The following is a 23,755-nucleotide window of genomic DNA, read 5'->3' as shown; positions in this document are numbered from 1 at the left end:
GCAATACTCTAAATAGAGGCTGTTTTGGTTTTCGATGAGCAGTTGGGGGAATGAACATGAAAAATGTCTTCATGCGTGGGCCATCAGCGCGGAGCTCAAGCAGCGGCAGTGGGGAGCGCGTCATGATCCTCTCCGCCGGAGTGGGATCGGGGCACAACAGCGCTGCAGCGGCGGTCCAACAGGCGTGCGCCACACGCGCGGACATCGTCGAGGTGTTGGTGCTGGATGTGCTGCAGGTCAGTAGCGCACTCTACCGCGACGTGCTCGGGAAAGGTTACTTCGTCTTGGTCAGGGAGTTGCCGTGGCTGGTCGAGTGGGGCTATGACGCCAGTGATCCGCCGTTCGGACGCCGCGGTCCAATCGACCCCTGGACACGGGTGAATGCGGTTCCGGTCATCCGTGCGATCAAACGATTCCGACCCACCGCTATCGTGTGCACGCACTTCTTGCCAGCCCAGCTGATGGCATCACTTCTTCTTCGCGGCGTGATCGAGGCTAGAACTGCTGTGGTCACCACCGACTACGACTTCCAGGGCCTGTGGCTTACGAGCGCATTCCACATGCTCTTCGTGGCCAGGGAGGAGGGGCACGTGGAGCTGACGGCGCTCGGTCTGCCTCCTGACCGCGTCGCGGCCACGGGGATCCCGATCGCGGCTATGCCGGATGTTGCCCCCGTGCGCGATGTCAGTGAGCCCCCGATGCTGTTGATCTCGGCAGGTGCGAAAGGAGGTGACTATGCCGTCGCGGTGGTGCGGCAGATGCTGCATATGCGCTCCCCCTTCACGGCCACAATTGTGTGTGGTTACAACGACGCGCTGAGGCAGCGCATCGAGGCGCTCGTAGCCTCCGCCGGTGACCGCTACCGTGTCCTCGGCTTCACAACGGAAATGCCGGCGCTGCTGCGCCGCGCAGACCTTTTCGTGGGAAAACCGGGCGGGTTGACGGCATCGGAGTGCATGGCTGCAGGGCTGCCCATGGTGCTGGTCAACCCCATCCCGGGGCAGGAGGTCCGCAACGGTGATTATCTGATGGAACAGGGGGCGGCTGTCCGCTGCAACAATACTGCCACCATCGGCTGGAAGATCGACGAGTTGCTGCGCGAGCCGGGCCGTCTACAACGAATGCAAGCGGCAGCGCAGGGAATCGGCCGCCCTGACGCGGCGGCTGACGTACTGAACGGCTTGCTCGACGGGCCGTTCCGTCCCCTGGTGGTCACCCGCGCGGCGCAAAAAACGATCCTTACATCTAGCGGGGATCACTTCGTCGCGACTGACCTCACGGGTCCATCCTCGCTGGTCCGGCTGGTCGAGCAGGCCACAGGCAGTACGGTGGCGCTGCTGCGATCGGAGGAACTGGGCGATCTGCAGAAGCGGTACGCGGCTCCGGACGGGGGGCTGTTACTGCGGCGTGACGTCGCACCGCTCTCACTTCGGTGGGAAGCGCGGCGGTTGCTCCGCGCCATGCTCAAAGGCGACGACGTGCTCCCCGTCCGCGTTGAGGCACTGTCGGCACACCCTCGCACCTTCCCCGGGTGACCGGGCGCGACCCGTACCGACCTCAGGTCGGCTGACCGTCCACGACGCCGATTTTCTCGATCAAGGCCCCAGGGAACCGTAATCGGCGCGCGTGCTCCCAGCTGTTGGGGCTGTGCTGGGCAGCAAGCAAACCCCAGTCGCCGGCGCGGGGAGCCCAGCGCTGTGTCGCCGGATCGCGCTGCAGAGTGGGTCCCGCATCCAATGTGACCCGGACGGTCGACTCCGCCCCTGGCTGCAGCGTGACCTTCTGGAAGCCCAGCAGCTGCGCTACCGGCCTGGGGAGGGAGGTGTCCGCGGCGTAGACCTGCACGACGGTCGATCCCTCGCGATCACCGGTATTCGTCACGAGAACGTCAGCGCTGCCTCCCGTGTCGTCGAACTTGTGGTCGAGGAGCCGGTGCTCGATTGTCGTGTAGCCCAGGCCGAACCCGAACGGGAATGCTGGCGCGTGCCCATCACCGTCGAGCATGCGTTGACCCCACTTGTCGTCGTAGATGACGGACTTCGCAGCGCTGTCGAACGGCGGGAGATGTGCGGCGTCCGTCGGCAGCACAAACGGCAGCCGTCCACCGGGCTCCGCGGCGCCGGTGAGCACGCTCGCTAGCGCATGGCCGCCCTCCATCCCTCCGTACCAGGCGAGGAGGAGCGCCGGCACGCGGTCTCGCCATTTCTCCGTCAAGATCGCGCTGCCTCCGATCAGCACGACGACGGTCCGTGAATTTACTGCTGCGACTGCGCGAATAAGGCGCACATCGGAGGGGCGCAGATCGAGCGAGTCGCGGTCACCACCACGGACGAACCGTGACGCAAAGTGTGCCAGGGCAATGAGCGGCCCTTGGAGTCGACCCGAGCCAAATGCCCGGCCGAGCACGCCCACGTCCACACCAGCGGTGACGACCGACTCGCCCTCATCGTGCTGGTCCAGGCCGACGACGACGATGACCGTTTCCGCTGCGGCCGCCGCAGCGACTGCGGCACGTAAGTTTTTACCGGAGGTGCTCGTGATCCGTACTTGGGGAAGCGCGTCCCTTAGCCCCTGCAGCGGCGAGACCGTGGAGGGGGGCCGAACGCGTGAGGAACCGTGATCACCTAGGTTCGCCTGCCCCGCGAGGCGCCCGATCACCGCGAGGTGCCCGGTCGTGGGAGCCAATGGTAGCAACGGCGCAGTGCCGGTGATCTCGTTCTTCAGCAATACGATCGACTCTGCGGCTACCTGGTAGGCCAGCTTCCGATGCGCCGGCGAGGCAATGAGGGCCGGGCTCGGCACCGCCTCCTCGCGCGTCGCGGCATGCAGCACGCTGGTGCGCAGGATCCGGCGCGCTGAGCGCAGCACGGTCGCACGGGCCACCTCACCCCGGTGGAGCGCGGCCGGCAGATCGCGGGCTCGCACCAACCGCAGCGGCATCTCCACGTCCATCCCCGCCTGAAGGCTCAGGACCGCATCATGGGTACCGAACACCCAGTCGCTCGTCACGAACCCCGAGAAGCCCCACTCGTCCCGCAACACATCGGTGAGCAGTGGACGATTGACGTCCATATACTCGCCCCGCACCCTGTTGTAGGCACTCATCACGGAATCGACGCCCGCATCCACAACGGCCTTGAAGTGCGGCAGGTACACCTCGTGGAGGGCGTGCTCGCCGACCGAGACATCGACCTCGAAGCGCTCGTTCTCCACCGAGTTAAGCGCGAAGTGCTTCACACACGCCATCACGTTCACACGTACGCCTCGGGTCAGGGCCGACCCCATCCGGCCGGTAAGCACCGGATCCTCCCCGTAACACTCCTGCGCCCGGCCCCACGCGGGGTGGCGAAGCAGGTTGACACACACGGAGGCGGAGTAGTTGGCGCCCCGTGCCCTGGTCTCCAACCCGATAGCGTGACCTACCCGCTCCTCCAGAGACGGGTCCCACGTCGCGGCGCGCGCCATCGTCACAGGGAAGGCAGTGGAGGTGCCAATCACAACGCCGCGGGGGCCGTCGCTAAACCGGATTCCCGGGATGCCGAGCCGCGGGACCGCCCCGGCCACGAAAGGCCGCCGATCCAGCAGCACCGGGATGAGCGGCAGCAGCTGCTTGGGAGAGTCGCCGTCAAGCAGTCCAAGGAGCTCCCGATCAGTCATCCTGTCGATCAGCTGATCCGCAGCCTCATCCGCATCGAGCTCACCAGCCCGGACTGCGCTGACCGCCTTGCCATATGGGCTTACCTCAGACGTCAACACTTTCCTCGACCCGGATCGTGTACCCGCACTCCACCGCCTCACTGCTCCAGCACTCGCGCAACCCGACCCGCTCCAACCATCTCCATGCCCTAAATTATGCACCCTCTTGGCCTCAATCCGGTGCCCAGCAACCGGGGTGAGGCCACACCACGCGATCATTCTGATCCTATGGCCCGGAATCCGCCAACGCTTTCGCCGCTTGATTCCGCTGGCCGTGTCGATAGCCCGATAGCAGTGAATACGACACGGCGGTGTCAAGCCGTCTTAGCAACAAGCCCCGGATCAGCGGAACTCAACTCATCCAACGAGCCTGAAACAGCAAAATCCTTGGTAAACACAAGAGCCTAGTGGCTTGCCGAACGATTACATCCCTCTCAGAATCCTCAACGCCTCACCCCGTTCCTAGGACCGGGTTTTTTCTTTTTTTACTTGGTAGTCCTTGGCATCATCCAGGGGGAATTCGGCAATGATTTCCCCGGTTTCATGGTGAATGACGACACAGGCGCCGGTGATCACCAGGCCTACCCTGCCATGTTAATAGGTACGGCCAATGCCGAGGTGGAGGAGAAGTTAACTGCTAAGGTCCACTTCGAGGCCCACGGATTGCTGGAGCGCACGGTCATAGAGAATTCGTCCGATGGCGAGGTCTAGCATTCCGATTCCCACGGAGTTGAACAAGGTGATGTCATCTGAATCTGTACGCCCTGGCGTTTTCCCTGTGATGACGTCCCCAAGTTCGCCTTGGACCTGCTCCGCTGTCATGACCTTTTCGTTGATCGGAATCAGCAGGTCTCCGGACTTTGTGAGCGCTGTTGACAAGCTATCCACAAATACCCGGGAACGGATCATTCCTTCAGAATCTATTTCACGCTCGTCAGGCCGGGGCCTTGCACCTACAGCGTTGACATGCAGACCAGACTGAAACCATTTGCCAAAAACGAGCGGTTCAGAAGCCGGTGTGAGTGTGCACAGAATGTCCGCGGACTCCACAACAAATTGGGCAGACGGAGCAATAACCACGTTAAGCTCCAAATGTGCGATCTGACGCTGGAATGCTTCGATGGTTGAAGCTTTCCGGGACCAAACCACCACCGTCCGTATTGGAAGAACAGCAAGCATTGCCTCAACATGCGCCACAGCCAAAGCTCCAGCACCAACAAGCCCGAGAACGGAACTCTCAGCTCTCGCGAGGGCTTTGCTGGCCACAGCGCTGGCCGCTGCCGTGCGGATGCGTGTGGGGATACGTCCGTCCAGGATAGCTAGAGTCTCCCCTGTAGTTTGGGAAACCAACAAAAGGGTTGAACGCTGTGTTGGCAAGCTGCGCTCCACGTTTCCGGGGATATCGGAAAGTAACTTCACTGAAGCTAGGCCGCTAGGGCCCGAAACCGCCGCCATCGGAAGGAACCGTGAGTCAGAAGCAGGCAGGTGAAGCGATCCCGGGGCTGGCTGGTGGGCTAACCCATCGGAAATCTCTGCGAATGCTCGTTCCACAGCCTCGATGGTGCGCGGCATATCAACTAAGGAATCGAGTTCGGAAGCTGTCAAAATTAGTGTCATCTCAGGGTCCTTGATGTCTACGGAGGAGAATTTGCTTGCGTCTGAAAAATTGTATGGAAAGGCAAATGAGCCTGCCTTCAGCAGTGACTCCAACGCCACTACTCCGGAGCAATTTTACTCTGCCAACACCGTGATATTCCGCCTGGGCACAGCAATGCATTACTCAGGGAATCACGTCCGCACCACACCATTGTTGGACGAATAAGAAAGATCAGTCCGCTGTAAACAGATCAGTACCCAACCTCGTCAGAACAAGCCGGCAGGCGCTGGGGATGGGCTCAATGATGACCGCAATGTTTTCAGCAGAGAGCCTGCGGGCCGTTTCACTGAGCGGCCCACCAGCAATTATTACCGCCTGAGCGCCACTAGCAACCGATTCCCCTACAGCTTGACGCAGCTCAAGTAATTGCTGTTGCGGATCTGCAGCGAGTGCCAACGGTCCGCTGGTTGTCAGCTTGACCCCGCGGAAATACTCGGCTCGGTCATGATTCATAACCAGATGCCTCAGCGAGGGCACTAGCAACGGGGTACTGGTTGCCATACCGAAAGTTCTGCCGCCCTCAGACGCGGCCAAGATCGAGGCTTCACCTATTCCCACTACCGGGACCGTCACCTCTTCGCTAAGTTCTTGACGCCCAGGATCACCAATGGCAGCAACCATGATTGCCACTACATCCGGCCCGTCAGGACCGGCTAAGTAGGTTCGCACCACGTCGAGAACATGGGTTGCTGCAGCCTCGAGACTTGCTGGATCGATGATCATTCTGGGCCCATGAAACGCTGTAATGCCCACAGCTGCTAAGCCGCTACCGCGCAGTTCAAGCGTTGCTAAATCTTGCATCATTGCTGTAGTTGTTGGGTTCGTGTTGGGGTTGACCATCAGAATTACCCGACGCTTAGTGGACATAAACAGCCTGTTCCTCTTCTTCTAAAGCTTTGCCAAAAGGTCCGTAATGGTCGGCAACTACACACAGAATTAGGGCAAGAGCCCGCCAGCAAGTGAGCCGACGGCCAACATGATCGAGGTACCAAATCCCACAACTATGGCAATACTAGTATCAAGAAAAGCTATGCAATGTCCCCCAAGTACAGCCCCGAATGGCCGCTGCAGTGAGTGCTTTCTTGCGCGGCATTCAACTGGCAAGCTAAGTTGCCCTAGCCGCGCCGGTTAGCGGACCCGGACTGCATGAGGAGCGTGAACCACCCTGAACAAATGCACCCATCCTGCGGGGCGTGTTTGAGTATGATCTGACTATGACAACTCAGGTCCTCGTTGCCGGTGCTACCGTTGATCTTGGGAGCCGGATCATGCGCGAACTTCTGCTGAGGGATACCCACATGAGGGTTCTCACCCGTCCGGGCAGTGGAAAAGCACAAGCAATGTACGGCAATAACAACCGCATGGAGATCGTCGAGGTACATTACTCCGATCGGTCAGCCCTATCTGCCGCCCATTTAGGCGTTGAGACGGTGATCTCTTCGGCGACCGGGTCACTGCCCCCGACATCGCCCGCACCATGTCCGATCTGAGCGGAACTCCGTACAATTTGCTGTGGGCTGGCACCACGAATGTGCTCTCAGCCATCAGCAAGGTTGCCCAACGCTTCTGGAAGGATCCGCTCGCCACGTTTCCCGCTTGGCAGGGAATGCAGTACTGCATGAGCACGTTCTCTGGCCAATCACAGTTGCGCCATGTTGAGAACAACCGCTATGGCAAACATCCTTGGACCACGGTGAAGGATGTTCTCGCCCAGCAAGCCTTGGACGGCGCAAACCAACACTGATCCCGGACCAGCTGAGGCCAAAAATAGCAGTGTCAAATCTGTCCTGACTCGGCATGGTCTATGCACTTCGTCCTCGATTCGCCTAGGGTGGGCAAGGACGAAAGGAACATTTCATGAAGAAAATCCTCATGGTACTGACCAGCGTTTCAGAGATTCCCGGTACGGGCGAGAAGACTGGCTACAACGTGGCCGAAGCCGCTCATCCTTGGAAGGTCTTCAAGGATTCCGGCCATTTCGTTGACTTCGCCTCTATCCAAGGAGGTCAGCCCCCGCAGGACGAGGTGGACACCGACGATCCCATCCAGGTGGCCTTCACCCAGGACGAGGCTACGCGCGCCGGCCTCTACAACACAGCCCGCGTCGACGTCGTAGATCCAGAGCAGTACGACGCCGTCTATCTGGTAGGCGGCCACGGAACCATGTGGGATTTCCCGGAAAGCAAGGGCCTTCAGCAACTGGTAGCCAGTGTTTACAACGCGGGCAACGTGGTGGGCGCGGTCTGCCACGGCCCAGCTGGCTTGGTGAACGTGGAGCTGGCGAACGGGATACACCTCGTCAATGGACGGAAGGTCGCTGCCTTCACCAATGACGAAGAGGTAGCCGCGGGCAAGGACAAAGTTATCCCCTTCTTCCTGGCGGACCGCCTGGAGGAGAAGGGTGCAACCCACGTCTTTGCCGACGTCTTCGAGGAAAAAGTTGTGGTTGATGACCGGCTGGTAACCGGACAGAACCCAGCCTCAGCCGCGGGGGTGGCAAAGGAGATGGAGAAGCTCTTTGCCGAGGTAATCCACCAAGAAAAAGCTGTGCTAGAGCAGGAAGCACAAGCTCTACGTGCAAAGAAGGACGCCGAGAAGGCGGCTGCTGCAGCTGCTGCGGCGGATACTGAGCACTAACGCTACAAGCACCTTCAGGCAACGGCCGTCCTTCCCTTGAAGGGCGGCCGTTGCCCGTTCAGTCCAAGGGTGGATTACCCGCCACCAACAGGTACCGCATTAGCTACTCGCCCCTAGGGCCAGCATGGCAACACCGCTTGAGTGATGCGGTCTGCGCTACGCTCAGCTGGCGTGAAAAGGCTCAGCATTCCCCTACCTGCCAGTGACTGCCAGTGACTGCCAGTGACAAAATAGGTAACATGACACAGCACGGTGTCATGTGGCCACTCGATGAAAGGCAACACCATTAAAAAAGATTTGAAGGACGCTGCAGGTGCCGCCGAGAACGCCGCGAACTCTCGGATCTTTGTCATCACCGCCCGAACAGGCTTTGCCGTCAGTGGTGCCTTGCATGTCTTGATCGGCTTGATCGCCATACAGTTAGCCTTCGGTAAAGCCGCACAGGCAGACCAAGGTGGTGCCATGGCCCAACTTGCCCAAGGAACCGCCGGTGCGTTCCTGCTTTGGCTTGGTTTCACGGCCTGTGCGGCACTGGCCTTATGGCAACTCAGTGAAGTTGTTTTTGGGTATCGCGAACGTGAACCCAAATCAAAGCTGTGGAAAAAGCTTGCCGCAGCAGGGCAGGCGGTAGTTTTTTTGGCTATGGCCATAGCTTTTAGCTCGTTCGCTGTTGGTAACGGAAAAAATAGTGGACGGTCCACAAGCGACTCCACAGCCGAGATTATGAAGTTACCATTGGGACCGCTGCTGTTGATCTGCGTTGGTGTTGGCCTCATCGTGACAGGGGTGGTCTTCGCTGTCAGGGGTATCCGCACCACTTTTAAGAAGAACCTTTCCTTACCCTCCTCAGACGCTTTACGAGCAATCATCACCGGCCTAGGGCTCATTGGATACATTGCAAAAGGTATCGCGTTGTTTTTGGTGGGACTGCTCTTCATCATTGCCACCCTCCAGGCACGGCCCCAGGAGTCCACCGGATTAGATGGTGCGCTAAAAGCCGTGCGGGAGCAACCGTATGGGGTCTATCTCCTGACCCTCATTGGCGCAGGCCTAATCTGTTACGGGCTCTACCAAATTGCCAAGGCCAGATTCGTTAAAATGTGACACCACAGCACCACCGCGACCACAGGTAACTAGAACTGCAGCACAGGCCTGACATAACTTAGTCCGTGATGGTAAAGAGACTCCCCTGCGTTATCAAGGACATTTGCACCTTGGGTTTGCTGTGACTGCGCCGAAGTTTGGAACCTCCGGCCTCCACCCGATACGGTAGGTTAATGGCGGACATCACACTCTTCACCATTGGACACTCCACCCACTCGATGGATGAATTCATTGCCCTCTTGAAGGCTCACGGGGTGAAGAAGGTTGTTGACGTACGCACCATACCCAAGTCCCGACACAACCCCCAGTTCATGGAGCATTCCCTAGCGGCCAGCCTGCGGGCGGCAGGGTTGACGTATCGGCGGGTTGCTTCCTTGGGTGGTTTGCGCCATGTCAAGCCGGATAGTCCCAATGGTGGCTGGCGCAACAAGTCATTTCAAGGCTACGCCGACTACATGCAAACTGATGAGTTTCGTGAGGCCTTGGAGAATCTCATCCAACGCGCCCAGCACAACGATCTTGCCATCATGTGTGCTGAAGCGGTGCCGTGGCGTTGTCACCGGTCAATGATCGGTGATGCTCTTGTGGTCCGCGGCGTGAGAGTCCTTGACATTATGACCGAAAAGCGCGCAACAGAGCATGTGCTCCGCCCTTTTGCCCGCGTAGAACGAGAAAAAATCACCTATCCCCCCTATGAAGAAAACGACGGCCCGGCAGAATAGTCTCCAGCGGTATCGGTCAGTAATGAGATTGCTAGAGACGGGATGTAGTGGAGCCAACCCGCTGGGCCTTGAACTAGCTAGTCCCCGGGCTTCTGTGCAGGTGACGGTCGTGGCCGGACGCGTTTGTGGTCTGGGAAGAATCCATGCTCGAGTCCCCAGAGGATGGCGTTGGAGCGGTCCGTTACGCCGATACGGCGGTAACAGCTTCGGATGAAGGTCTTGACGGTATTGATGGATAACCTGGCTCGTTCGGCTATTTCCGCGTTACTGAGGCCTTGGGTGATGAGGGCAAGGACTTCAGCCTCGCGTTGAGTCAGGCCTTCTTCGCGGCCAGGCCAATCACCGAGGCTCGATTTCGACTGTCCACTGGGTCCGTGGAAAACCTGACTTACACCACGGTGGATATCGTGAAGAGCACTAACAAGGCGGGCAGCGGGAAGGCCTTTGGATAAGTACCCACTTGCGCCGTTGGCCAGTGCCGCCTTGATCCGTGTTTCATCAAGGTCCCACGAATAGACAACCACCTTGCCTGCCAGCGGATTGCTTGCCAACTCATGCACATCCACACCGTCTCCCGGCAAAGCCGCGAACGTATCATAAAGCGTGATATCGGCAGTCTTGGCCACATTTCGGTTGAGGTCCAGTTCAACCACCTCCACGGTATCCCCATAAGACCGAAGCATCATCTCCAGCCCTCGAAGCACGATTTCATAGTCATCTACCAGAGCGACGCGAAGGTTTACCATTCTTCCACTGTAGAGCAGCAGGGGGCGCAAGAGTCCACCCCTTAGGGTGAAGACGTTACCCCATCCGAAAATTAGGCTTTAGGGATGAATTCAGCACAAACCCAGAACCAAAGCACGCCTGAGGACGACGATCTCGGCCAGGCGAGCGTTCGGGAACTTATTGTTCAGTTGGCCCTAGCCGAGGATGAGCATCGAAACACCGCAAACCCCAGGAAGATCGCTGCACTGACCCGGCGCGAACAAGCAATCATCGGGGCGTTACAAAGAAATGGACTGGGGATCACAACCCTGGTCAGCCCACACAAACTTGGTCTGTCAACAGATTTCTCCGCTGAAAACCTAGTGGGTAAATAGTGTCAGCAGAGACCAAGAAACGGCTAACTCCGAGTCAGAAGGAGTATCCGTATATTCGATCATCGAAAAACCTGCAAGCAACCGCCGTAAGGGTGGTGGTTAGGGATGCCGGCATCGAGATTCACGGATATGCGGTTGCACGCGAGGGGAACCACGTTTCTATTGTGTGGGCTGTAGCATCCGGCCGGCACCGTCAGCGTACTTTCTCGGCCGATAACGTTTTCCTGTCAGGATTCGGCCACGCCTGGGACGGATACCCGATCCCTTTCGAGAAACTCGCTGCCCTACGTCCGGCAGCGCACTGACCGCGGCGGAAGTGTGCAGCATGCTGTTCTCGCAAACTCAGCGGTCCAGACTTCAAGAGAGCGTACGTCCGGAGCAGAGAATGCCCACTGTTTATCAACAAGTCAGCATTTCTCCCTTGTCCCGTGATTCCAAACCGGGAAGTGCTTTGCAGGAGTCAGCCTCTCGCACTTTTTCACTAGGACCCTCGCCTGTTGACCTTCCCCTCTCCCCACACGCAGCGATTTCAGAGTCCGGGGCGGGCGCGGCTCAATTGGTGCTGCAGTTCATGGGTCTAGCCGATGCTCTCTCGCGCCGCTATAGTGCGCCCGGGTGTGAGGCCGAAGACTTGCAGCAGGTAGCCAGGCTTGGACTCGTAAAGGCTGCCAGAAGGTATCGCGAATCCGGAAATCATGGGTTCATGGCCTTTGCCGTGCCCACCATCACTGGGGAGCTCAAACGGTATCTCAGGGATCATTCTTGGGTGGTGCGGCCGCCTAGGCCCATCCAGGAAGCCAGGCTCAAGATCAGGCAGGTGCGCCCCGAGCTGACGCAGCATCTAGGCAAGGCTCCCTCAACTGCCGACCTGAGTGTGGCAGCTGGCTTATCAGTGGCGGAAACCACACTGGCCTTGTTAGCGGAGATGGCAATGGTGGCCCAGCCGATTGAACAAAATGACGCGCCAACAAGCTACGAGGGCCAAGTCCATGCCGCCTGTCTGGCGACGGAGGACCCCGGATATGAACGAGTTGAGCAAAAGCTAACGCTTGAAGCGGCTTTGCGGGACACGAGCGAGGAAGATAGGCGCCTACTTCATTTGCGCTTCGTGCTTGAGTTCTCGCAAGGGCAGATTGCTCAGGAATTCGGGGTCAGTCAAATGCAAATTTCCCGACGCCTCCAACGGTTACTCGACCGCCTCGGGCGTCGGCTGACCGATCCCGCGGATAAGTAGACGAAAACGCTGTAAATAGCTTGAAGTGAGCCTGTCCGCCATCCTCCGTAGAGGATGGCGGACAGGCTCACCCTAATCTCAGGCCTTGCGCCCCACAATGGCGCCATAGATGCCCAAGACCACCAGTGAACCTACAATAGCGACCAGCCAGGTTTGCAGGCTCCAAAAATTCTCAAGCCCGACGCCGAAGATCGCACTACCGATCCATCCCCCGAGCAAGGCCCCCACCACTCCTAAAAGCATGGTGATCAGGATGCCGCCACTTTGGCGGCCGGGGAGGATAGCTTTTGCTATCGCACCAACAATGAGTCCCAGTATCAGGAACGCAATAAAACCCATGAAATAACTCCTTTTAGTTCAACTTCTCAGATCGAGGGGCGTGCCCAATGTGGGTTCACCCAGGTGACGGCGCAACCGTTAGCGGTCAGTGACGTCCTTGGCAGCATCTTTGATGTGCTCACCAGCCTGCTTGACACCGGCCTTGGCCTGGTCCGCTTGGCCCTCCGCTTCAAGGCCCTGATCATTCGTGGCTGAACCGATGTGCTCCTTGGCCTTGCCCTTGAGCTCTTCGGCCTTATTCTCAAACTTGTCTGCGATACCCATGGTTGTCTCCTTCAGGGAACGAAAAGCATCAGAGGCCACCCGGCCGCTGCTTTTCGATCCGTTTCCCGGGCTCAGCGGCAATGGCGCCACGAGCCTCAACCATTACAATTCCCCCAACTGAGGAATCCAAACATTTTCGATGCCAAGTTCTCTGCTGCGTTAACCCCATAACGAGCCAAAGCAGGGGTCAGAAACTAGGCATTCCGAGCAGAACGTATCCGGTTCGGCCCATCTCCTTGGCGCAGTGTTTGCCCGAGCTCATGCAACGCCGTGCGCTTATCCATTGGCAGTGCCAACATGGTTTCAAGAGCACGTTTGATCTCTTCCACGGTGGCTGTGTTTGGTGCGAGGGCTGCACCAAAGCCGGTGGATTCAAGAGCAGCGGCGCCGGCGAACTGGTCAGTGGAGAAGGGTAAAACCACCAACGGCACACCAAACGTCATTGATTCAGTGACACTGTTGTTGCCCCCATGGGTAACACCTACGGCAGCAGACTCCAGCAAGGTAACTTGCGGCAGGAATTCACCCACCAACCAATGGTCCGGAATTTCACCGAGGGACTCCAATTCCGTAGAACCATAGGCGATAGCAGCTCTAATCCCAGATTCACGTAGTGCCGCGACAACTTTGATCAGGACGTCCGAACGCACGGAAAGAAAGCTGCCGAAGCTGACGTATACATAGGGTTCATTGGTGGAGGCAATCCACTGTGAGACGCGCGGATCGGTTGGCTCAGCACGCACGGAGGAGCCCAGGAACAAGTGTTGTTGCAGCAGCTCCTTCCTTTCCATTGGCACCAACTCCTCAGGGTAGTTAAAAACGAGTAGGTCCCCGTGCTCGGCGAAGGCGTCAGGTGAAGGTGGGAGGTGGGGAGCCAACTCGGCCAACGCTTGGTTCCACTCGGTGGTGAATGATTCACTGACCTGCAAACACAAGTTCTTCAGCTCTTGCAGTTCGCTCTCGTCAGGAGAGAATGCAGCCGGCCATGCCGGAGGATACCCATAGACTTCCGCGGCCAGGGGCAAGGGCAATGCCGTGGGATGGCCCAGGACCACGTCGATGTGATGGACCCCTGCAGCAACCATGGCAAGACGCGCGCTGAACGCCAAATGATCCACAATGATTGTGTGTGGTTGGATCTCCTCAATGATGGCCTGCACCGCCCTAGCTGTGCTGACAGGCTCCCACATCAGATCGTTCATGCGGGCCTCAGCCTGGAAGGTCAGGGTGTCTATCATCCCGTTGCGCGTGGCTGAGAAGAAGCCCCGCAGTGCATCATCCTCACCTTGAGGCTGTTCCTCGGCACGGATAACACCTGGGTTTGAGCCACGGCTAAGTTGCAGGGGTGTGTGTTCAAAGCCAAAGGACTCCACGATGGATGCTGTGGCAGGCCCGGTCGCAACCACAACCCTCTCGCCAGCAGCCAACCAGCTAGTTCCCAAGGCCGCCAGAGGATAAAGGTGTGAGGCGTAGTCTGGGCTAATGATCAAAAGTGTCATGCGCTGGCCATCAATTCTCGTCGCAATTGAACATCGTTTTGGTGCACGTTGCTGTACACCTGGTTCAGTGTGTGGGCCATCGCCTCTATAGTGAAGCGATCTTGGACAACACTGCGGGAGTAGAGCGCCCGTGTGTCTGTTACTTCATTAGCCGCACACACCAGCGCATCATTAATGGCCCCAGCCAGCAACGCAGTGTCCCAAGTGGTGGTAAGAAATCCAGTCCGCTCTTGTTCCACATACGTCGCGGGGCCACCAGCATCCGGGGCAACCACCAGTAAGCCTGTTGCCATGGCCTCCAAAAGCGCAATGCCAAACTCTTCCTTTAGGCTCCCGCAAACATACACACCATTGGGACCGGCAAAACCAGGAATTCCAGTGCGGGTTGCTGCGATCCATCGGGCAACTGTGTCGTTCGGGCGATGACCGACAATCAACAGCCCTTCCTGGCTTTGCACCTCAGGACTGAGAGTTCCGTTGATGAGCTGGAGCTGTTCGCGTTCATCCGCTGAAGGATCTTGGAGATTCCCGCCAATGATCAAAAGGTTGGTCCGGTGACGCAGATCAGAACCTGCCCAGGCTTCAACTATCGTTGACATCCCCTTGACCCGGTGCAACCGGCCCACACTTGTCAGTAGCGGCAGCGCGCGCCGTTCGGCGGGAAGAGCGTTGAGAAGGTCCCGAAGTTCCAGCAGCGCCGGGCTAGCTGGACCCCCGGAGACGAGGGACTCGGCTTCAAGAACAGCCTGGTCAATCACGCCCAGATCAATGCCCTCAGGAACAATGGTGTGCCGCTGTGGTTCCTTGCCAATATCAATTCCAATCAGCTCGTTGATGTCGTGCCGAAGATTAGGCCGGGGGAAAAAAACGGTATGGGCTGAATTGGCGGCGAGTCGTTGAACAAGGCGGGCGCGGAACCAAAAATGTTCAATCTCGTCAGTGGTTCCAAAGTTTTCCCGGTTGAGAGTGCCAGCAAGATCCATGGAGTTGATGACTGCGTGCGGATCCGGTGCCACCGTGAACACCACCGGGATATCGAGGGCCCGGGCAACGTCGAAGGCGGCAAGGCTGCCTACATCTGCCATTCGCAAGTGAAGCACGTCAACGTTCCCGGCAGCCCTGAGTAGGCGGCTGATGCCACGCCGGGCAGCGACCCAAAAAGTCCAGGGATTCGCTGATTGTTTGGGGTCCTGCAGCAACGGTATATGGCCGTAGACGTGGCCTTGCTCGATGTTGCCCAATGCTGCCATGCTCTGTGATGCAGCTTCCGCTTTTCCTCGAGAAAGGGTGAGCACACGGTCAACCTGCAGGTTACGGCCCCCGCCCACCCGAACGTCATCTGGATTGCGTTGCTGACCAGCCACGAGGGCGTCGCCAAGACGCACCAACAACGTGGCAATGCCGCCATTGTCACCGCTTCCGGAATGGCTTAGGTGCGCATCGATATCAGCGTTCAGAAAAAGTTGGGCAACTGTCAGATTTGAACCTTGTTGCGGCATGTCCAGGTCAATATCTGGAACGTCGTGGACATCGAGGTCCATGAGAGAGAGTCTGGCAACCTCCGCGAGATGGCCTCCTCCCTCAACGAGAAGTGTCAGCAGTTCTACTACTTTAGGCTGTCCCCTTCTTTGCCCCAAGGCTGCAACAGCCGCACTGCGTACGGACATGTCCTCGCCAGGGTCATTGGCCAGGCGCAACAGCAGCGTCGTGGAGATGGCGTGTTGCACCAAACCCAGCGTCTCCACCAACCGGTAGCGGCTTTCAACTCTAGCTACACCCAGTAGTGCACTTTCCAGGGAAACGGAAACCATTTCAGGGACGGAAGTACCCCACGCTTCAAGAGTCCGCTGGGATAACATCCCCGCAAATCCGCCAGAAGCAACGAGCCCAACAAGCCTGCCCATGGATTCTAGATGGGGAGAGCGGGAACGGTGTGCCCACGCCGCATGCTCACGAATGAAACCGTGTTCGCTGGAGAGGAGGTCAGAAAGAACACTGTCGGCCTCCTCATCCACCATCTGTCCCAATGCATGCGTTGCTGCAATCGCAACAATCTGGTCCTTGGAACTGATGGCGTTGCGGAGGATGCGGATGTTTCGCACACCACCGTTTTGGCTCGCTTGTACTGCCAGATCGTCTGCTAGCCGCAAGGCATCAACGAGACGATCAGCATGCTTCAAGGCGTCAAGACAGTTCTGAACCCTCACGCGTTTACCTCTTCATGGATAGTTTCTCGCCAGGATAGCAACTTACCTACAACAATGATAATAATCACTGACAGGTCAAATATGCCAAACGGGGTGTCACAGTTTACCCACAAGATCACTGCACGCATCCGGCTGTTCTGCAATCCAAAAGTCGAATCTTGTCGCCACGATTGAGGCAACGAGGGTGAGGTGAGCTGCACCCTCGTGAATGCGGCTAGTCTGCCGCTAAGAAGAATTCCAGAGCTATTCCGTCCGGATCCTTGAAACTGAGGGCTGTTCCGTAGGATGCCTCAACCAACCCGCTGTGCTCGACACCAAGTTTTTCGAGATGGTCGTGCCACTCGAGCAACCCTGCTCTACCCTTCACCGCGAATCCGATGTGATCGAGGCCGGGATTTTTTTCATCGAAGTCCTTTGCCGAACTGATGGTGTGCTGGGTCAGCCCCAAGGTGAGTCCGCCGGCGAGCGTGAAGATGCGGCGTATGAACGGACCATCATCCATATACCCCGTAGGTTCGGTTTCCCATAGTCGAGAATAGAAGCTTGTACTGACGGTTATGTCCGTCACCGTCAGCGCCAGATGGTCAATATGCGGCAGGGCAGGCATGAGTGTCCTCGTGGTAGTTTTTCGGCGGCAAACCTCTCCCCAAGATACCGCATCTCAAATCCCAGAACGTGATGTGACTGATACAGCCTTTCGGACCCATCCGAGCACCGGATCCCTTAGGCGTGGCGGACTCCGGCCCCGTCAAGAACGGCCGCGTAGCCTTCCCGATATGAGGGGTAGGAAAACACGAATCCAGTTTCCCGTAGCTTGTTGTTGCGGCATCGTTTGCCGTGACTCCCCTGCCCGCTCGAGGAATTGTTGGTGACTTCCGGCGCGGGCAAATCAAGGCTGCGTGCCAAGAATTCAACAACTTCGCGACGATCAACCGGGTGATCGTCAACGCCGATATAGACACTCTCAGGCCAATCCTGGCGGGTCATGAGGTGGATGACTGCGGCTGCCGCATCGTCACGATGAATCCGACTGCTGAATTCTGGCTCAGAGGAGATAGTCGTGATCCCCTGACGTACACGATCAATTTCCCGAGTACGGCCTGGCCCGTAAATTCCTCCAAGGCGCAGGATAACCGCCTCGGGAATCAGCTTGAGCAAGGTCTCCTCTGCTTCTAGCAGCACCACTGCAGTAGGCGAGGTGGGTTGGGCAAGCGTTGTCTCGTCAACCCAAGATCCATCGTCAACGCCGTACACCGCTGTTGATGACACGTACAGCACGCGCGGTGGAGCAGCGCAGTCTTCACGGATTGCCTCGGCAACGCGCAGGACGCTTTCTACGTAGGCGGACCTGTAGCCTTCCACGCTGCGCTCATCGGGGCTCATGGCAATCACCACGATGGTGGTCTCCGCTGGTAGCTTCGGCACCTCTGCGGACAGATCAACAGCCTGTCCCTCGATTTCGGCTGGCAGCTTCGCAGCCGAGCGCCGAAGCCCTATTACCCGGTGGCCCAGAGAAGCGAACCGGAGTCCAACTTCAGTTCCGAGGTCACCACAGCCGGCAATCACTACAGCCATTTCATACTCCTCAGATCACACAGTTTGTTTGGATTTTCTCGATGCCCGGTTGCCGGGCATCGAGGAATGCTACGAGCTTATCCAAGATTTCTCGATGCCTTCACCGCCGCTCACCGCCGGAATATCCAATCGCGAACAGCCGTAGGCCGCTCTGCCATCAGCCGCTTCGGGCTTTCCCAATGGTGTGCTGTTGTGGAGAATGAGAGCATGCAGACACGTGGCGATGGGTTCGGAGCGGTTCCACCAACTGTTGGGCAGGAGCCAGGTTTCGCTGTGGCGTCAGCCCCGGACCTCCCTCATGAGCTCTTCCTGCGCTGGCGTCAGGACGCGATCCATGCCGGTTTGACTGAGGCGTACGCAGCGATACTTTCCACTGTCGATGCGGACGGGATGCCCGATGCCAGGGTGCTAACCGTCAAGGACGTGAACGGCGATTGTGGTTTCAGGATCGCAACGGGTGACGACTCGACAAAAGGGGCCCAACTATTGGCAAATCCAAAGTGCGCTCTGACGTTCTACTGGAGTACGCTCAACCGCGTTGTGCGAATCCGCGGAACCGCGCACCGGGCTACCGCAGCAGAATCAGCCGCTGACTTCTTGACACGACACCCGCAAACCAGAGTCAATGCTTTGGCTGCTCCACAGAGCTCCACCTTTGCAACAGATGCCGCACGCGAGGAACTCATCAAACAAGCTCAAGCCGCCATGGAGCTCGATCCGGAGATTGTTTCTCCCCAGTGGGCGGCATGGACTGTTGTACCTAAATCCGTGGAATTTTGGCAGGGCGATCCTCACCGCAACCACCAACGCCTGCGCTATCTACGGACCGATTCTGCGTGGGAAAAGCAGCGCTTGTGGCCGTGAGGTAGGGCTAGAGCCCGTCACCGGAACGTCAGTAAAAGATCAGTAAGAGGTCAGTAGAACGTCGGCAGAAACTGCAGTCAACCATTAATTTTCAGGTTTCAGTTGATCTTGTTCATCCCGTGCCGGGTCATTCTGGGCTTTTTACGCCCACAACCAGCTCTGGCGCATGCTCACCTGGTTCCCCGAACTCCTCCACAATCCGGACCACAAGTGGCTGCAGCAGCAACCGCCCAAACTGGCGGACCAAGGTGGTGACGGTTTGTTCTGTCACGCTGCGATCCGTCGAGGCCAATCCTGTCCCGCGCAGGTCCCTGACTTGATCAGCTGTGAGCGCCGCAAGCCGGCTCAGTACATCCCCGGGGTAGCCCGGTCCCGTTAAAAGTGCCCGACGCAAATAGTCCACAATGGCTGGGTTCTCGCGGAGCATCTGCTCCACAGCGGCATCGCGGAGTCCCACAACCTCCCGCGCAGCGCCGGTGGTTGGTGTGGAGCTCAGAGTAGTGGCGAAGAGCTCAACGATGAGCGTGTCCACTGCCTCACGCAACCCGTCCTTGGTCCGGTAATGATGGACTACGAGCCCCACTGTGACATCCGCCGCCGCCGCGATAGCGCGCATGGATGTCCCGTCCTCACCATGCTGAGCGAACAGACTGAGCGCGGCATTACGAATGCGCGCCTTGGCGGTCAGGTCTCCGGCAAGCCAAGCCTTCGGGGCAGCTTCAGGGCTTGCTTCAAACTCTTTGTTCACACTCTCTTTACTCACACTGCAATGTTAGACCACAAACTATTGAACTAACGTAACGCATACTGTACAACTGTACAGAGAGCTTGGAGACACCGTCGTCAGGAGCACCTATGTCCCACCCACTGGCTGGCACCACCATAGTCAGCCTTGCCATCAACCTTCCCGGACCACTCGCTGCCTCGCGGCTGACCGAGCTGGGTGCCCGTGTCATCAAAGTGGAGCCACCCCACGGCGACCCGCTCAAAAGCGTGGCGCCGGGTTGGTATGCCGAACTGACGCAAGGCCAGGAAGTCATCTCCTTGGACTTGAAGGAAGCAACCGGACGGACCCAGCTTGAGGGCCTGCTCGCTGGTGCACAGGTACTACTGACCTCGATGCGCCCCTCAGCACTGGCAAGAATGAACCTTGAAGGAACCCTCAGGGACAAGGGAATCGCACTCGTTGAGATTGTTGGCCACGACGGCGCCGAGGCTGAGCAGGCTGGCCACGATCTGACCTACCAGGCCGTCCATGGAACCATACTGGCCCCGGCTATGCCCCTTGTACCCGTTGCAGATCTGCTCGGCTCCGAACGCGCAGTAGTGGCCACCTTTGCGGCGCTGCGCCAGCGGGACCAAGGCCTTGGGTACGTGCACGAGAGAGTAGTTTTGGACGAGGCAGCCCACGCAGCCGCGGCCGCTGTCCGGCATGGTCTCACCGCCCCCGGATCCCCCCTTGGCGGGGCAATAGCGCAATACGGCCTCTATGCCTCCTCAGACGGATACGTTGCCGTCGCCGCGATCGAACCACATTTTGCTGCCCGTCTCGCCGCGCAGGTGGGTTCCACCCGCGAGGACCTGACACGCGCATTCGCCGCACAGACCACCTCTCACTGGACAGCCTTGGGAATCGAGTACGACATCCCGCTCGTGGCCGTCCGCGAACCACACAGAGCAGTTGCCGAACCAGTCTTTGCCCACCAGCATTCCGCCAACACCGCCAACACCGTCAATACCGCCGGCACAACCTCATTGGAGTCATGATGCCCAATCTTGCAGGAATTCTTGCCCGCACCGCCCGGGGTTGCCCAGACCGAACGGCACTTAGCTTTGGCGCGGTGACGCACAGCTATGCCGAGCTGGATAGGCGGGTCAGTCAACTCGCCAACGAATTTATCACCCGCGGCCTGGCCAAGGGAGACCGGCTCCTGATTGTTTCGGGGAACAGCGACGCATTCGTGATTGCCCTCTATGCGGGCCTCCGCGCCGGGGCCATTGTGGTGCCTGTGAACCCGCGGTCCGCTCCGCCGGAGATTGAGTACTTCCTCAACGATACGCAGGCAAAACTGCTGGTCTTTGGGACCGAGGTTGCCGGAGTAATTTCAGCCTGGCAATCATCCGATGCTCATCAAGTGGAGGTGCCGGTGCTGGCCCTCGGCAGCGCAACCGGCTATGAGGATGTTCTGGCCTGCGCCGCCCAACAGCCAAGTGAACCACCCGCCGTCGAGGTTGCCGAGGATGACGACGCGCTCATCATCTACACTTCCGGCACCACAGGAAAACCCAAGGGAGCCCTGTTCGATCACCACCGCATCATCTGGGTCAGCATCAACTCGATGGCCGGCTTTGGCTTGCGAGTGGGCGAGAAACTCCTGCATGTGGCGCCGCTGTTCCATTCCGCGGACCTTAACCTGGTGCTGATTCCGGGCATGATGCTCGGTGCCACACACGTCATCCTGCCCTCCTTCGACCCAGAAAAGGTACTGGAAACCATCGAGAAGGAGCGGATCGGATTCTTCTTCGGGGTGCCTACCATGTACGCATTCCTCATGCGGACCCCCAGCCTGGCTACGCGGGATCTCTCCAGCCTGCGCATCTGCATGTACGGCGCCGCACCCATGCCCTCAGGACTGGCACAGCAAATTGTTGCTGCCCTGCCCAATGCGTGGATCGTCCAAGCCTGTGGGCAGACCGAAGGCGGGCCCGGTGGGATCCTGCTCACGCATGAAGAGGTGCTGGAGCGCCCTTCGGCCAGCGGCCGCTTCCCCATCGCGAACACCGAGGTGCGCATTGTTGACCCGGACGGGAACGACGCCGAACCGGGAACGGTAGGCGAGATGATCATGCGCGGGGAAACCATGATGAAGGGGTACTGGCGCAACCCTGAAGCAACCGCGGCAACCATCCGGGACGGTTGGGTCCACACCGGTGATCTGGCACAAATAGACGCCGACGGCTACATCACCATTGTTGACCGGATGAAGGACATGATCATCGCAGGCGGGCACAACGTCTACTCCGCCGAAGTTGAAAGTGCCATTTCCGGCCACCCGGCGGTGGCCGACGTCGCCGTCGTGGGCCGCCTGCACGAGATCTACGGTGAGACCGTGGTGGCCGTGATCACCCCACGGGAAAATCACACCGTCACCCTCGAGGAACTGCGCGAGTATGCCAGCGATAAAATCTCCGCCTACAAGCTGCCGCGCGAGCTCGTCATCGCCGAGATTCCACGCAACCCTTCCGGAAAAATACTCAAGCATCACCTGCGGGATCAAGTTCGTGGCTGAGATCCGCACTTTCCGCCCCGTACTTCCCGCAAGCAGAAGCTCCCGCAAACCCTTGCCACCGCTTCCGCACGGGCCGCGTACCAATCACCGAACGGCGCACGCCGCACTTCTTGGGAAAATAGGAGCACGCACATGATCTTGGATAATTACCGTTCACCTTGGCTGACCGAGGAACTCGACGATCTGCGGGACATGGCCCGCACATTCCTGAACAAGGAATCCCTGCCGCATCATGCGCGCTGGGCCGAGCAACACTGTGTGGACAGGGACTTCTGGCGCCAAGCTGGCGAGGCCGGGCTGCTCTGCATCAGCATCTCGGAGGAATATGGCGGCGGTGGCGGCACTTTTGCCCACGAAGCGGTCATCATGGAGGAGCAGGCCCGCATTGCCGACTCCGCCTGGGCCAATGTTGTTCATAGTGCCATCGTGGCCCACTACATTGCCGCATGTGGTACCGAAGAGCAGAAACAGCGCTGGCTCCCCGGCATGGCCTCCGGCGAACTGGTCGGCGCTATTGCCATGACCGAGCCCTCAACAGGTTCAGACCTCCAGAGTATCCGCACTCGAGCCACCCTCGATGGTGAGAGCTACGTGATCAATGGTTCGAAGACGTTCATCACCAACGGAACCCATTGCGACCTCCTGATCATCGTGGCACGTACCGGCGATGAAAAGGGTGGCAAGGGTTTATCGCTCATTGTGGCCGAGACTGCGGGCCTGGCAGGGTTTGAACGTGGCCGCGTTCTGGAGAAAATCGGTATGCACGGGCAAGACACTCGTGAGCTCGCCTTCGTGGACATGCGGGTTCCGGCAGAGAATATGCTGGGCGGCGTTGAAGGCCAGGGCTTTGTCCAGCTCATGCAGCAGCTCCCCCAGGAGCGGCTTGCGATCGCCGTCGCGGCCGCGGCCGAGTGCGAGGCCGCCGTGCGCGAAGCCTCAGCGTATGCCCTTGACAGGGATGCCTTCGGTGCGAACCTGATGTCATTCCAAAACACCAGGTTCGTACTCGCAGAGTGTGTTGCGGACACCCTAGCCACCCGAACACTCGTGGACCACTGCATCTCGGAGCACATGGCCGGGGACCTCGATGCAGCCACTGCTTCTCTGGCAAAGTTCTGGTCCACCGACATGCAGAACAAGGTCACTGACCGTTGCCTTCAGATCTTCGGCGGCTACGGCTACATGACCGAGTACCCCATTGCGCGCCGGTATGCGGCGGCGCGCGTTCAAAAGATCTACGGTGGCACCAACGAGATCATGAAGGAACTAGTAGCCCGATCACTATGACTGCGAAGCCACCTCGCCTGACTGCGGAGCACCTGAGCGCAGGTGAAACTGGCTCGGAGGTGCCGGCGCAGGAATCGGCCTCCGGTGTGTAGCCGCTCGTTGCCGGCGCATCGCAGGTGTTTCCCAGATCGGTGGAGCAGACACCGCTTTCGGGTAGCTGCAATTTGACAGTGCAGGCGCCCGTCCGGTCCCCGGCCAAGGCTGCTGCGATGGAGCGGACCTGCTCGTATCCGGTAGCCAGAAGGAAGGTAGGGGCGCGACCGTAGCTCTTCATGCCAAC

At 58.8% G+C, this 23,755-nt stretch carries 23 protein-coding genes; 11 read left to right on the top strand and 12 right to left on the bottom strand.

The window, feature by feature from the left end:
* Positions 1-122: 122 nt before the first annotated feature.
* On the top strand, positions 123-1,535 hold the full coding sequence (locus RY113_RS03400; protein WP_315913491.1) for an MGDG synthase family glycosyltransferase: 1,413 nt from the start codon (positions 123-125) through the stop codon (positions 1,533-1,535).
* 22 nt (positions 1,536-1,557) lie between these two features.
* Here RY113_RS03400 and RY113_RS03395 read toward each other — a convergent pair whose 3' ends face one another.
* The 3 genes from RY113_RS03395 to RY113_RS03385 all read right to left on the bottom strand — a co-directional run bounded on the left by RY113_RS03395 (position 1,558) and on the right by RY113_RS03385 (position 6,220).
* Positions 1,558-3,753, bottom strand: a complete 2,196-nt coding sequence (locus RY113_RS03395) for a beta-glucosidase (RefSeq protein WP_396334207.1) — start codon at positions 3,751-3,753, stop codon at positions 1,558-1,560.
* A 573-nt stretch (positions 3,754-4,326) separates the two neighbouring features.
* On the bottom strand, positions 4,327-5,313 hold the full coding sequence (locus RY113_RS03390; RefSeq protein ID WP_315913487.1) for an ornithine cyclodeaminase family protein: 987 nt from the start codon (positions 5,311-5,313) through the stop codon (positions 4,327-4,329).
* 211 nt (positions 5,314-5,524) lie between these two features.
* Positions 5,525-6,220, bottom strand: coding sequence for an aspartate/glutamate racemase family protein (locus RY113_RS03385; protein WP_315913486.1), 696 nt, complete (start codon positions 6,218-6,220; stop codon positions 5,525-5,527).
* A 610-nt stretch (positions 6,221-6,830) separates the two neighbouring features.
* Between RY113_RS03385 and RY113_RS03380 the strand changes: the two genes are divergently transcribed.
* From RY113_RS03380 to RY113_RS03365, 4 genes are all read left to right on the top strand, one after another.
* Positions 6,831-7,097, top strand: coding sequence for a hypothetical protein (locus tag RY113_RS03380; protein ID WP_315913485.1), 267 nt, complete (start codon positions 6,831-6,833; stop codon positions 7,095-7,097).
* 113 nt (positions 7,098-7,210) lie between these two features.
* Entirely contained in the window at positions 7,211-7,990 is a 780-nt protein-coding gene (locus RY113_RS03375; protein WP_315913484.1) for a type 1 glutamine amidotransferase domain-containing protein, read from the top strand.
* 270 nt (positions 7,991-8,260) lie between these two features.
* Positions 8,261-9,094: a DUF1206 domain-containing protein gene (locus RY113_RS03370; RefSeq protein WP_315913483.1), complete on the top strand. Its 834-nt coding sequence runs from the start codon at positions 8,261-8,263 to the stop codon at positions 9,092-9,094.
* Between the two features lie 173 nt (positions 9,095-9,267).
* On the top strand, positions 9,268-9,816 hold the full coding sequence (locus RY113_RS03365; protein WP_315913481.1) for a DUF488 domain-containing protein: 549 nt from the start codon (positions 9,268-9,270) through the stop codon (positions 9,814-9,816).
* Positions 9,817-9,893: 77 nt separating this feature from the next.
* Here the strand turns inward: RY113_RS03365 and RY113_RS03360 are convergent, their stop codons facing one another.
* Positions 9,894-10,562 (bottom strand): response regulator transcription factor, encoded by a 669-nt coding sequence (locus tag RY113_RS03360; RefSeq protein WP_315913479.1) that lies wholly within the window; start codon positions 10,560-10,562, stop codon positions 9,894-9,896.
* Between the two features lie 84 nt (positions 10,563-10,646).
* On the opposite strand from RY113_RS03360, the gene RY113_RS03355 reads away from it, so the two are divergent.
* Both RY113_RS03355 and RY113_RS03350 read left to right on the top strand, forming a co-directional pair.
* Positions 10,647-10,916: a hypothetical protein gene (locus RY113_RS03355; RefSeq protein ID WP_315913477.1), complete on the top strand. Its 270-nt coding sequence runs from the start codon at positions 10,647-10,649 to the stop codon at positions 10,914-10,916.
* A gap of 325 nt (positions 10,917-11,241) precedes the next feature.
* Positions 11,242-12,150, top strand: coding sequence for a sigma-70 family RNA polymerase sigma factor (locus RY113_RS03350; protein ID WP_315913475.1), 909 nt, complete (start codon positions 11,242-11,244; stop codon positions 12,148-12,150).
* Positions 12,151-12,228: 78 nt separating this feature from the next.
* Here the strand turns inward: RY113_RS03350 and RY113_RS03345 are convergent, their stop codons facing one another.
* The 6 genes from RY113_RS03345 to RY113_RS03320 all read right to left on the bottom strand — a co-directional run bounded on the left by RY113_RS03345 (position 12,229) and on the right by RY113_RS03320 (position 18,034).
* Positions 12,229-12,489, bottom strand: a complete 261-nt coding sequence (locus RY113_RS03345; protein ID WP_110106266.1) for a GlsB/YeaQ/YmgE family stress response membrane protein — start codon at positions 12,487-12,489, stop codon at positions 12,229-12,231.
* A 78-nt stretch (positions 12,490-12,567) separates the two neighbouring features.
* Positions 12,568-12,753, bottom strand: coding sequence for a CsbD family protein (locus RY113_RS03340; protein ID WP_110106265.1), 186 nt, complete (start codon positions 12,751-12,753; stop codon positions 12,568-12,570).
* Positions 12,754-12,947: 194 nt separating this feature from the next.
* Positions 12,948-14,252, bottom strand: a complete 1,305-nt coding sequence (locus RY113_RS03335) for a glycosyltransferase (protein ID WP_315913471.1) — start codon at positions 14,250-14,252, stop codon at positions 12,948-12,950.
* Positions 14,249-16,459, bottom strand: a complete 2,211-nt coding sequence (locus RY113_RS03330) for a glycosyltransferase (RefSeq protein WP_315913469.1) — start codon at positions 16,457-16,459, stop codon at positions 14,249-14,251. Before RY113_RS03330 ends, RY113_RS03335 begins: the two co-directional genes overlap by 4 nt.
* 214 nt (positions 16,460-16,673) lie before the next feature.
* The gene (locus RY113_RS03325; protein WP_315913467.1) at positions 16,674-17,066 is read right to left on the bottom strand and encodes a VOC family protein; all 393 of its coding nucleotides are present in this window, start codon (positions 17,064-17,066) and stop codon (positions 16,674-16,676) included.
* Positions 17,067-17,182: 116 nt separating this feature from the next.
* Positions 17,183-18,034 carry an SDR family oxidoreductase gene (locus tag RY113_RS03320; RefSeq protein WP_315913465.1) on the bottom strand — a complete coding sequence of 284 codons (852 nt, stop codon included), beginning with the start codon at positions 18,032-18,034 and terminating at the stop codon, positions 17,183-17,185.
* A 207-nt stretch (positions 18,035-18,241) separates the two neighbouring features.
* Here RY113_RS03320 and RY113_RS03315 point away from each other — a divergent pair, with 207 nt between their 5' ends.
* Positions 18,242-18,898, top strand: coding sequence for a pyridoxal 5'-phosphate synthase (locus tag RY113_RS03315; protein ID WP_110106260.1), 657 nt, complete (start codon positions 18,242-18,244; stop codon positions 18,896-18,898).
* A 127-nt stretch (positions 18,899-19,025) separates the two neighbouring features.
* Here the strand turns inward: RY113_RS03315 and RY113_RS03310 are convergent, their stop codons facing one another.
* Positions 19,026-19,661, bottom strand: a complete 636-nt coding sequence (locus tag RY113_RS03310; RefSeq protein WP_315913461.1) for a TetR family transcriptional regulator — start codon at positions 19,659-19,661, stop codon at positions 19,026-19,028.
* A gap of 92 nt (positions 19,662-19,753) precedes the next feature.
* On the opposite strand from RY113_RS03310, the gene RY113_RS03305 reads away from it, so the two are divergent.
* The 3 genes from RY113_RS03305 to RY113_RS03295 all read left to right on the top strand — a co-directional run bounded on the left by RY113_RS03305 (position 19,754) and on the right by RY113_RS03295 (position 23,475).
* Positions 19,754-20,665 carry a CoA transferase gene (locus RY113_RS03305; protein WP_315913459.1) on the top strand — a complete coding sequence of 304 codons (912 nt, stop codon included), beginning with the start codon at positions 19,754-19,756 and terminating at the stop codon, positions 20,663-20,665.
* The gene (locus RY113_RS03300; protein ID WP_315913457.1) at positions 20,662-22,188 is read left to right on the top strand and encodes a long-chain fatty acid--CoA ligase; all 1,527 of its coding nucleotides are present in this window, start codon (positions 20,662-20,664) and stop codon (positions 22,186-22,188) included. Before RY113_RS03305 ends, RY113_RS03300 begins: the two co-directional genes overlap by 4 nt.
* Before the next feature lie 132 nt (positions 22,189-22,320).
* Positions 22,321-23,475, top strand: coding sequence for an acyl-CoA dehydrogenase family protein (locus RY113_RS03295; protein WP_315913455.1), 1,155 nt, complete (start codon positions 22,321-22,323; stop codon positions 23,473-23,475).
* Here the strand turns inward: RY113_RS03295 and RY113_RS18480 are convergent.
* Positions 23,444-23,749, bottom strand: a complete 306-nt coding sequence (locus RY113_RS18480) for a hypothetical protein (protein ID WP_396334206.1) — start codon at positions 23,747-23,749, stop codon at positions 23,444-23,446. The genes RY113_RS03295 and RY113_RS18480 overlap by 32 nt on opposite strands.
* Positions 23,750-23,755: the final 6 nt, after the last annotated feature.

Source organism: Arthrobacter sp. lap29, from assembly GCF_032458965.1.
Taxonomy (GTDB): Bacteria; Actinomycetota; Actinomycetes; order Actinomycetales; family Micrococcaceae; genus Specibacter; species Specibacter psychrochitiniphilus.
The sequence above is the reverse complement of the archived record's forward strand: the minus strand, read 5'-3'. Positions and strand labels throughout refer to the sequence as shown.